The 11,108-nt window shown below is 33.4% G+C and carries 8 protein-coding genes; 5 read left to right on the top strand and 3 right to left on the bottom strand.

Annotation, left to right across the window (positions count from 1 at the left end):
• Positions 1–136: 136 nt before the first annotated feature.
• Together B5E79_RS06110 and B5E79_RS06105 are read left to right on the top strand one after the other, a co-directional pair.
• A complete protein-coding gene (locus B5E79_RS06110; protein WP_087297350.1) occupies positions 137–1,006 on the top strand; it encodes a methionyl aminopeptidase in 870 nt (289 codons plus the stop codon).
• Positions 1,007–1,099: 93 nt separating this feature from the next.
• Positions 1,100–2,572 carry a glycoside hydrolase family 1 protein gene (locus B5E79_RS06105; RefSeq protein ID WP_087297349.1) on the top strand — a complete coding sequence of 491 codons (1,473 nt, stop codon included), beginning with the start codon at positions 1,100–1,102 and terminating at the stop codon, positions 2,570–2,572.
• 43 nt (positions 2,573–2,615) lie between these two features.
• Here the strand turns inward: B5E79_RS06105 and B5E79_RS06100 are convergent, their stop codons facing one another.
• Positions 2,616–2,918: a hypothetical protein gene (locus tag B5E79_RS06100; protein ID WP_087297348.1), complete on the bottom strand. Its 303-nt coding sequence runs from the start codon at positions 2,916–2,918 to the stop codon at positions 2,616–2,618.
• 108 nt (positions 2,919–3,026) lie between these two features.
• On the opposite strand from B5E79_RS06100, the gene B5E79_RS06095 reads away from it, so the two are divergent.
• Positions 3,027–5,582, top strand: a complete 2,556-nt coding sequence (locus tag B5E79_RS06095) for a translation factor GTPase family protein (RefSeq protein WP_087297347.1) — start codon at positions 3,027–3,029, stop codon at positions 5,580–5,582.
• A 26-nt stretch (positions 5,583–5,608) separates the two neighbouring features.
• On the opposite strand, the gene B5E79_RS06090 is transcribed toward B5E79_RS06095, so the two are convergent.
• Positions 5,609–6,448 (bottom strand): putative manganese transporter, encoded by an 840-nt coding sequence (locus B5E79_RS06090; RefSeq protein ID WP_087297346.1) that lies wholly within the window; start codon positions 6,446–6,448, stop codon positions 5,609–5,611.
• A 136-nt stretch (positions 6,449–6,584) separates the two neighbouring features.
• On the opposite strand from B5E79_RS06090, the gene B5E79_RS06085 reads away from it, so the two are divergent.
• Together B5E79_RS06085 and B5E79_RS06080 are read left to right on the top strand one after the other, a co-directional pair.
• Complete coding sequence (locus tag B5E79_RS06085; RefSeq protein WP_087297345.1) at positions 6,585–8,840, top strand: ribonucleoside-diphosphate reductase subunit alpha; 2,256 nt, start codon at positions 6,585–6,587, stop codon at positions 8,838–8,840.
• Positions 8,841–8,851: 11 nt separating this feature from the next.
• Positions 8,852–9,892 carry a ribonucleotide-diphosphate reductase subunit beta gene (locus B5E79_RS06080; RefSeq protein ID WP_087245659.1) on the top strand — a complete coding sequence of 347 codons (1,041 nt, stop codon included), beginning with the start codon at positions 8,852–8,854 and terminating at the stop codon, positions 9,890–9,892.
• Positions 9,893–9,916: 24 nt separating this feature from the next.
• Here B5E79_RS06080 and B5E79_RS06075 read toward each other — a convergent pair whose 3' ends face one another.
• Positions 9,917–11,098: an Mbeg1-like protein gene (locus B5E79_RS06075; RefSeq protein WP_087297344.1), complete on the bottom strand. Its 1,182-nt coding sequence runs from the start codon at positions 11,096–11,098 to the stop codon at positions 9,917–9,919.
• Positions 11,099–11,108: the final 10 nt, after the last annotated feature.

The raw sequence follows: 11,108 nt of genomic DNA, 5'->3' as shown, positions 1-11,108 counted from the left end.
TACCGACATGCTTTGGTCCCCGTTGGGTTATCCCCGCGAGGTAAGTCGGTTGCTTTACATCGCATTGCAGGAGCGATGATTTCAAAAGAAATATATATTAAGCGCAAGAACGTGCGCACTGAAAGAAGGAAATGATATGAAAAGATTTGGAAATGATGAATGTTGGTGTGGGAGTCATAAAAAATATAAAAAATGTCATGAAAAATTTGATGGAAGACTGCAATATTTAAAAAAACAGGGATATGTTATTCCAAAACGTGCAATGATTAAAAATGATAAGCAAATAGAAGGAATCAGACAGGCTGCCATTGTGAATAATGGGTTATTAGATTATATTGAAGAACATATATGTGCAGGGATGACAACTCAGCAGATAGATGATATGACTGTTGAATATTTAAATAGTCATGATGCTTCTTCAGCTGATCTTCATTATGAAGGCTATCCTAAAAGTATTTGTACATCTGTTAATGATGAAGTCTGTCATGGGATTCCTAGTGATGATGTGATATTAAAGGATGGAGATATTATTAATGTTGACGCAACGACATGTTATAAAGGATATTATGCTGATGCCTCACGTATGTTCATGATCGGCAATGTCAGTGATGAAGCTAAACAGCTGGTTGCAGTTACACGTGAATGCTTATATAAGGGGATAGAATCTATTCAACCATTCAAAAGTACCATTAGTGATATTGGTAGAGCAATTGAAACGCATGCACATCAATATGGATATAGTGTTGTCAGAGAGTTTTGTGGACATGGTGTCGGTTTATCTATGCATGAAGATCCTTATGTACTTCACTTTGATCCACATTGTCCTACAACTGTGCTTGTGCCAGGTATGGTGATAACAATTGAACCGATGATTAATGCAGGAGAGCGCTTTATTCATATTGGCTCTAATGATTGGACAGCTTATACAGATGATGGCTCATTATCAGCCCAATGGGAACATACACTTTTAGTGACGGATACAGGAGTAGAAATTCTTTCTATGTAATACCGATTAATTTCGGTATTTTCTTTTTATGAAATTATGATTATCTCCAATTGAAAAAGGTGTAAAATATTTTTCATAGAGGAGGTATATAAAATGAGTTTTCCTAAAAATTTTTTATGGGGAGGAGCAGTTGCTGCAAACCAATGTGAAGGAGCATGGCTAGAAGATGGAAAGGCTCCTAATGTAACTGATGTCATGGTTGGTATTGGATCTAAAGATCCTGGGTTGAAATGGAATCAAGATACGCAAAAATACGAAATGTGTCTAGATCCTAATAAGGTTTATTTAAGTCATGAGGCTATTGATTTTTATCATCGTTATGAAGAAGATTTAGAGTTAATGGCTGGAATGGGATTTAATTGTTTTAGAACTTCTATTGCCTGGGGTAGAATTTTCCCTAATGGCGATGAAGAAGAACCTAATGAAAAAGGTTTGGCATTTTATGATCGCTTAATTGATAAGATGTTAGAGTTGCATATGGAACCAGTTATTACATTAAGTCATTATGAAACACCATTACATCTTATTACAGAATATGGAGGATGGCGTGATCATCGTTTGATTGATTTTTGGAAGCGTTATGTGACAACTGTCTTTGAGCGTTATAAAGGGAAAGTGAAATATTGGTTGACTTTTAATGAAGTGAATAATATGATGCGTAATCCTTTAGTTGCAGGAGGCGTTTTGACATTAAATCCAGAAAATCCTGAAGATCCAATTGGATCAACAACATTTGAAGATAAATGGCAGGCTTATTATCATTTATGTGTAGCCAATGCCTGGACAGTAAAACTTTGTCATCAAGTGGCTCCACAAGCCAAAGTAGGATGCATGTTAACATGTTCATCAGTAGCAACTTATCCATATAACTGTGATCCTGATAATGTATGGGGTGCATTTGATACTGTAAGAATGTCTAATTTCTATTTTGGAGATGCTTTCTGTTTTGGTGAGATTCCAGGTTATGTTAAACGTGTATGGAATGAACATCATTTTGAACCAGTGATGGATCATCAGGAACTTCAATTAATGAAAGAAAATACAGTTGAATTTTTCTCTTTTAGTTATTATCGTTCTTCAACTTACGATAAAGAAAGTGATGTTCATGGGGATACTGGCGGATTGACTGGAAAAGAGAATCCATATCTTGAAGGATGTTCACCAAAGCCTTGGTCTTGGCCAATTGATCCTCAAGGTATTCGTTATGTATTAAATGTTTTATATGATCGTTATCATTTGCCATTATTTATTGTTGAAAATGGTATTGGTTTAGATGAAAATCTTGATGAAAATGGACATATTGATGATGCTTTTAGAATGAAATATGTTGAAGATCATTTAAAATATGTACATGAAGCAATCCTTGATGGTGTAGAAGTGATGGGATATCTTTATTGGGGACCTATTGATGTTGTATCAGCGGGTACTGGTGAAATGAAAAAACGTTATGGTTTTGTTTATGTTGATCGTTTTAATGATGGTCATGGCACTCTAGAACGTCATATCAAAAATTCTTATTATCGCTATAAAGAGATTATTGAAAGTAACGGAGACATTCTTTTATAAATATAAAAAAGTTTTAGGTCATTAAAAAAGTACCTAAAACTTTTTATTCAAATAAAGTAAATCCTAAATAATAAACCAGTTCATGAAACATCTTTGTGTTAAATCCATAACAGATACAATCATCCTGAGCACCATCCCAATCATTATTCAATTGATCTAATAAGGGTTGAACTTGATCTGGTGTGATATCGTCTGTTGCATAAAATTCACTATGATCTTTAAGACCAGCATATTCTCTAGCGGGTGAAATAGACAATGTTGGTCTTATTTGGTAAAGTAAATCTTTAATCAGTTTTTCATCTTTTTCATTTTCACTTGAAATAATAACATGAAGTCTAAAAAACATAATATCCCTTCTTTCTAGGATATTTTAACATATTTTTGGTAGATGAAAAGATGTATTTCATAAAAAAATAGTGTATAATAATTCTTCAAGGTTGGGAGGTTCAATGATATGAAAAAAATTGTGATTGGCATATTGGCACATGTTGATGCAGGAAAAACAACGTTGTCTGAAAGTATGCTTTATCTTTCAGGACAGATACGACAATTGGGACGTGTAGATCATCAAGATACATTTTTAGATTATGACAAACAGGAACGTCATCGTGGCATTACTATTTTTTCTAAACAGGCGATGTTTTCATGGAAAGATACACAGTTTGTTTTGATAGATACACCAGGTCATGTTGATTTTTCGGCTGAAATGGAAAGAACTTTACACATTCTAGATTATGCGATTATTGTGGTCAATGGAATGGATGGTATACAGTCACATAGTGAAACAATTTGGCATTTATTAGAACATTATCATATTCCCACTTTTATTTTTATGAATAAGATGGATCAGACAACTTATTCTCGTGAATACTTATTTCAAGAATTGACAGAAAAATATCATGAAAACTGTTTAAATTTCTCGATGCCAGTAACACAGCTCTATGAAAATCTGGCTCTCGTTAATGAAACATTGTTGGAAGAATATATGGACCATCAAGTGATTGATTTGGGACATATTCAAGAATGTATTATGAAAAGACAAATTTTTCCAGTGTTCTTTGGCTCAGCTTTAAAAAATGAAGGGGTCGGCGCTTTTTTAGATTTACTAGATACCTATACCATAGAACCAACATATAAGGATTCATTGGATGGCTTTGTTTACAAAGTGAGTCATGATGAACAAGGCAATCGTTTAACACATATAAAAATAACTGGTGGAACATTGCATGTGAAAGAAAAGATTCATGATGAAAAAATTGATCAGATTCGTTTATATGAGGGACCAAAATATACGTTGCTGCAAGAAGCAAAGGCAGGAAATGTGGTTGCTTTAAAAGGTTTAAAAAGTTTTCTTCCAGGAATGACACTTACAAATCAGACATTCACGCAACCTGTGATGATGCCTTACATGACTTATCGTGTTGTTTTATCTCCTCATTGTGATCAGCACCAAATGTTAAAGAATCTACAGACTTTAGCTCAAGAAGACCCAACATTACATGTGACATATATGTCACAGACACAAGATATCTATATTCAATTGATGGGTGAAATTCAAATTGAAGTTTTACAAAATATCATTCGTGAAAGATTTCATGAGAAAGTTAGTTTTGATCATGGTGAAATCTTGTATAAAGAAACACTTAGTGAACCAGTGGAGGGCGTTGGACATTTTGAACCATTGCGTCATTATGGAGAAGTCCATGTCTTATTGGAACCACTTGCTCAAGGGAGTGGTCTGGTTTATGAAAGTCAATGTACAACAGATCAGCTGCCATTACAGTATCAGCGTTTAATTATGACACATTGTCAAGAAATAGAACATCCAGGTGTTTTAACAGGAGCTTCTATAACTGACATAAAAATCAGTTTAATAGCAGGGAAAGTTCATCAAAAACATACTGAGGGTGGTGATTTAAGAGAAGCTACATATCGTGCGATTCGTCATGGGTTAAAAAGAGGAAAATCTATTTTATTAGAACCTTATTATGATATTCATATTCATATACCTAAAGATGCGTTGAGTCGTGTTTTGTATGATATGGAAAAAAGACACACCAAAGTGAGAATTGAAGAACAGATTGATAGTATTGATTTATATGGTGAAGGACCAGTGGCCTGTTTACAAGATTATCAGCAAGAAGTGATTGCTTTAACAAAAGGTAAAGGACGCATGATCTGCCATATGAAAGGATATTTTCCTTGTCATAATCAAGAAGACATTATAAAACAAAAAGGATATGATAGTGAAACAGATCAGGCTCATCCAACGGGTTCAGTCTTTTGTCAACATGGAGCAGGTTTTTATGTGGCGTGGGATGAAGTTGAGCAATATATGCATATTCCTTATCAATATACAAAAAATAAAAATACGCATCATACATATCATGATGCACCACAATATCAAAGTGAAGATGAAGAATTGGATGCTATCTTTCAAAAAACATATGGACCTATCAAACGTCGTTTAGCTGATGATTATTATCGTCAGCATCAGCCTCAAGAAACATCTATGAGTGTTAAAATGAAACCTGAATGCCTTTTGGTTGATGGATATAATGTTATTCATTCGTGGCCAGAACTCAAAGATTTAGCAAGCACAAACTTAGGTGTTGCACGTGATCGACTGATTGATATACTCAGTAATTATCAGGGGTATAAACAATGCCTTATGATTATTGTTTTTGATGCTTATAAGGTGAAACAGAATCTAGGGAGTCAAGAAAAGCATCATAATGTTTATGTTGTTTATACCAAAGAAGCCCAAACTGCAGATATGTATATTGAACGTGTGACCCATCAATTAGCAAGTGATTATCGTGTTGTTGTTGCAACTTCTGATGCTTTGGAGCAGTCCATTGTCATTGGACGAGGAGCACGTCGTATGTCGTCACGAGAACTAGCTTTAGAAGTGAAAGCTGTAACGGAAGAACATTTTCATGAATTTCAAAGAAAACAGCCTCAAAACCATGAGTTTTTATTAGAAGATGTCAAAGATTATCATAAATAAAGAACCGTAGACGAAAGCCTACGGTTTTAAAATAATTGTAGAAAAATGCCTATAATCGTTGCACTTACAAACATGATAAGAACAATTCTTAAAATGTCTTTTTTATTATCATACATACGTAACAAGACAAGTAAACCAAGTCCTGTGCTCGTCATAAGTCCTGCAAATAAAGAACCAAAGCTTAAGACCTGATCAAGATAGAGCTGTGATAAAATGACACTTGCTGCACAGTTAGGAATAAAGCCAGTAAGAGCAGCGATAACAGGTTGAAAAATAGAACCATGAACTAAAATATAGTTCAATGTATCTGCACCAATTTCTTCAATCAGCCATGTTAATGCAAAATTAACAATAAAGACAAAAACAAAGATTTTGAAAGTGTGTAATAAAGCTAAATAAATAATACCATGTCCATGTTCTTCTTCTTTACAGTGTTCATGTATATCATGTAAGCTATGATTGTTAGAAAGACGATGAGATTGAATTAATCCATCCACCAGATAACCAACAACAATTGCCACAATGATTTTTAAACCAATAATCACAAATAATGTCTGTGCCTGTTTTGGTTGGGCAATTAAAATAGGAATAGCATCATCACTTGTAGCAATAAACACAGCTAACAAAGTTCCTAAACTGATACTTTGATTCATATATAATCCACTGGCAATGACAGAAAATCCACATTGAGGGATGATTCCTAAAAGACTACCAATCAGTGGTCCTAATTTTTGCGTACGTGCCAAAAGGTTTTCAAACTTCTGATTATTTCTATGTTCAATATATTCCATTAATAGATAAGTTAGAAATAAAAATGGAAGCATAGGTATTAAATCTTCTAAAGAATGTTCAAGTATATGTAACATATTTACCTCCAATAGGTCATTATCATAACATAATAATTTTTAAATTACCAATGAAATGATATGAGAATTTTTATAGGCATATAAGTGGTCAAATGTTTTTATGCTGTGATACAATGCCTTCAAGGATGTGAAAAAAATGGATATGAATGAAGATATGATCACACTATTTTTAGATAAAATAGGTCATCAAAAATTAAAAGATGTTTTTTATAAAATGATTCAGGATTTTGCGATTGGAAGAGAGCATTTACAGCGTCTTTATGAAAAGTGGAGTACATTTTATAAAGATGGTATGACTTCTCATGAAGCTTTGATCAGTTTGATTCAGGCAAGTGATGAACTGACAAGTGTTGAGGAACCTTTCTGGGAAATGATTGCAGGTCGTTTTTTGGTATATGATATCATTTGTCAGGTTCAATGTCGCAATGAAATGTTGGGGATTTCAACTTTTTATCAAAAAATTCAATATTTAACACAAGAAGGATATTATGGAAATTATATTTTAGAACATTATGCATCTGATGAAATTGAAGAATTATCACAATACATTCAAGATCAACGTAATGAATTATTGAATTATAGTGGTTTAGATATGTTATATAAACGTTATTTGATTCAAAATCATGATCATCATGTTTTAGAAACACCACAGGAAATGTTTATGGGGATTGCGATGCATTTAGCGATGCTAGAAAATGATCGTGTTTATTGGGCAAAACAATTTTATGATATTTTAAGTACACTTAAAGTGACAATGGCAACACCAACAATGGCGAATGCCAGAAAACCATTCCATCAAATGAGTTCATGTTTTATTGATGTTGTTGATGATTCATTGGATGGTATTTATAAAAGTTTAGATCATTTTGCTCAAGTTTCTAAACATGGTGGAGGTATGGGACTCTATTTTGGAAAAGTCAGAGCGAATGGCAGTGATATTCGTGGCTATAAAGGTGCAGCTGGTGGTGTGATTCGCTGGCTGAAACTGGTCAATGATACGGCGATTGCTGTTGATCAGTTAGGTGTCAGACAGGGAGCAGCAGCTGTTTATTTAGACGTCTGGCACAAAGATTTGCCAGAGTTCTTGCAGATTCGTACAAATAATGGAGATGATCGCATGAAGGCGCATGATATTTTTCCAGCTGTCTGCTATCCAGACTTATTTTGGCAATTGGCCAGAGATGATATAGATGCCCCATGGTATATGATGTGTCCTCATGAAGTTTATCAGATCAAGGGTTATCATTTAGAAGATTATTATGGTCAAGAATGGCAGGAGCATTACTTAGATTGTATCCAGGATGAACGTATTTCTAAAAGAGTCATGAGTGTCAAAGAAGTTGTCAGATTGATTATTAAATCGCTGGTAGAAACAGGAACACCTTTTGCCTTTAATCGTGATCGTGTCAATGAAATGAATCCTAATCATCATCAAGGTATGATTTATTGTAGTAATTTATGCAGTGAAATTGCGCAAAACATGAGTGCTATGACTTTTTTAGATAAGGAAGTTATACATGTTGATGGGGAAGAGGTCGTTGTTGAAAAAACAAAACCAGGAGATTTTGTAGTGTGTAATCTTGCATCCTTAACATTAGGAAAAATAAATGTTGATGATGAAGCAGAGTTAAGGCATATTATTCATGTTGTTGTGAGAGCTTTAGATAATGTTATTGATTTGAATGATTACCCATTACCATTTGCTCAAATAACGAATCAGAAATATCGTGCCATTGGTTTAGGAACAAGTGGTTATCATCATATGTTATGTCAAAAAGGCATTCCTTTTGAAAGTGAACAGCATTTAGAATTTGTTGATCAGTTATATGAAAAAATAAATTACTATACACTAGAAGCATCATGTTTATTGGCTAAAGAAAAAGGTCGTTATCACGGTTTTGAGGGTAGTGATTATGATACCGGTATGTATTTTCAAAAACGTCATTATCAATCTAAAGAGTGGCAACAATTAGAAACCATGATTCATCGTTATGGTTTACGTAATGGTTATTTAATGGCTATTGCACCCACTTCTTCTACATCTATTATTGCTGGAACAACAGCTTCTATTGATCCAATCATGAAAAAATTCTTTATTGAAGAGAAAAAAGGAAGTATGATGCGAAGAGTGGCACCAGATTTAAATCCAAAAACATTCTGGTTATATAAAAATGCACATTATATGGATCAAGAATGGCTAATCAAAGCTGCTGGGATTCGACAACGTCATATTGATCAGTCGCAGTCATTAAATATTTATATGACACAGGAATTTACATTTAGAAAACTTTTAAATTTATATATTTTGGCATATGAAAATAATGTTAAGACGATTTACTACGTAAGAAGTCAATCTTTAGAAATTGAAGAATGTGAATCATGCAGTGCATAGAGGGAGGAATTATGGAATTAAAAGCAAAGGCATTATTTAATGCACAAGGCGATATTGATGTAAGAAAACGTCGTATGATTAATGGAAATACGACGAATCTGAATGATTTTAATCATATGAAGTATCAATGGGTACATGACTGGTATCGTCAGGCAATGAATAATTTTTGGATACCTGAAGAAATCAATTTAACTCAAGATGTCAAAGATTATCGTTTGTTGAAAGATGAGGAAAGACAGGCTTATGATAAAATTCTATCGTTTCTTGTGTTTTTGGATTCTTTACAAACAGCGAATTTACCGCATATTGGAGAATATATTACAGCCAATGAGATTAATTTATGTTTAACAATTCAGGCGTTTCAGGAAGCTGTACATTCACAAAGTTATAGTTATATGTTAGATACAATTTGTTCACCAGATAAACGTGATGAAATTTTATATCAATGGAAATATGATGAACATTTATTAAAACGTAATCAATTTATTGGTGAACAATATAATGATTTTCTACAGCATAAAGATGCATTTCATTTAATGAAAACGATCATGGCAAATTATATTTTAGAAGGTATTTATTTTTATAGTGGTTTTATGTTCTTCTATAATTTAGGAAGAATGGGAAAAATGTCTGGTTCAGCACAGGAAATACGTTATATTAACCGTGATGAAAATACACATTTATGGTTATTCAGGAATATGATTTTAGAATTACAAAAAGAAGAACCACAACTCTTTGATGATGAAAAAATAGCTGTTTATCGTCAAATGTTAAAACGTGGTGTTGAGGAGGAAATAGCCTGGGCACAATATGTGATAGGTGATCGTATAGAAGGGTTAACCATGACTATGGTCAGTGATTACATTCATTATTTGGGTAATTTACGTGCGACTTCACTAGGGTTTGAACCGCTTTTTGAAGGTTATCAGGATGAACCAGAAGCAATGCAGTGGGTAAATCTTTATAGTCAGGCTAATCAAATTAAAACAGATTTTTTTGAGGCAAAATCAACAGCATATGCCAAATCGAGTGCAATTGAAGATGATTTATAAAAAAGGGGCAGACAAATGATTTTGTCAATGCCCTCTTTTGATCTTTTTGGCTTCTAACCATAACATATGTAAAACTTCTAAAAGCATATTACGTGTTTTGGGTTTTAATAAAGTGATTTCTTTAATTCCATTCATGATATGTTTATAGGAAATGTGTGATAAATCAGAAAAATTATATAAATTTAAATTGTCAAATAATGAAAACATCGCTTCCACAAACTGATGTTTTTCTTCATAACTTAATTTTTCTAAGAAAAGGATAACTTTAATAGCAAATTGAACACTTTCATATGACAGTTCATCACACTCAAAATGATGGGCATTGATTTGCCATGAATAAGCATTATGTTGCATCATGCCTGTTTCCTGACTTTTGACAACAGTATAGTTTTCTTCATGACCTAAAACAATACCAAAAAATGAATAGTGAGGAATATAGCTATGAATGCGGGGAAGCATGTTTTGGTAAGCCTTTGATTGAATGATTTCATCTTGAAAACCAGGGCCATCAAAATTATCAATTTGAATAATACGATCTTGAATATGCTGATGACAAAAACATCCAGCAAAGATAGCTAAATTGCCACCCTTAGAATGTCCTACTAACCATAATGGACGATGCTGACGGTATTGAAAATGTTTTTTTAAACGTTGCCATATAGAAGGTGCTAGGAATTTATTTTTTAAGTCATGCATCAATGAAGAAGTGATATTCTGTGAGGCAATCTCTTCTAGAAAATGTACAGATGATTCTTGAGCAGGTACAACTTTTTCACAAAGCATTAAAAAATCTTCATGCCAGCCAATCAGTGAATCATCGGTACCACGATAGGCTATCACAATGCGACCATCTTCTAATAATAAAGCCAATGCTGCAAACTGTTTGATCAGTTCTTTATTGACATCATTGACATAGTTTAAAATTTGAATGTTTTGATAACGAGGACTGTGAGCCATTTTTTCAAAAAGTTCATGACTAGGGACAAGAATCTTTTTTAAATTTTCAGGTGTTAATGTGGCGTTTCTTTGTTGATATTTTTGAAAGGCTTGTTGTAAAGTGATGGGTTTTGTGTCATTGAAAATATCATCAAGATAAACATAAGCCAGCTCACTAAATATCAGGGCATCAATTTCATTATAGGGAAATTGACTGGCTAAAAGATCACCACGTAAGTCAACATAATGAAGTATTGTATTAGCGTTCATGAAATCACCC

The sequence above is a fragment of the Massilimicrobiota sp. An134 genome (assembly GCF_002160815.1).
GTDB lineage: Bacteria > Bacillota_I > Bacilli_A > Erysipelotrichales > Coprobacillaceae > Allocoprobacillus > Allocoprobacillus merdigallinarum.
Note: the sequence above shows the minus strand (reverse complement) of the source record. Positions and strands in the feature narration are given on the sequence as shown.